Annotated in this window: 1 protein-coding gene; it reads left to right on the forward strand. The window is 57.2% G+C overall.

Features of this window, described 5'->3' with window-relative positions; translation table 11 throughout:
• On the forward strand, positions 1-236 hold a 236-nt coding region (locus tag FS690_RS18265; protein WP_255471517.1), incomplete at both ends, for a GTP-binding protein.

The following is a 236-nucleotide window of genomic DNA, read 5'->3' on the forward strand; positions in this document are numbered from 1 at the left end:
ACCGCAAGCCGTCACTATGCACACGTTGACTGCCCGGGACACGCCGACTACGTGAAAAACATGATCACCGGTGCTGCACAGATGGACGGCGCAATCCTGGTTGTTGCTGCGACTGATGGCCCGATGCCACAGACCCGTGAGCACATCCTGCTGGGTCGCCAGGTTGGCGTTCCTTACATCATCGTGTTCCTGAACAAGTGCGACATGGTTGATGATGAAGAGCTGCTGGAGCTGGT

Origin of the sequence: Pantoea sp. PSNIH1 (genome assembly GCF_007680655.1) — a bacterium.
Classification (GTDB): domain Bacteria; phylum Pseudomonadota; class Gammaproteobacteria; order Enterobacterales; family Enterobacteriaceae; genus Pantoea; species Pantoea eucrina.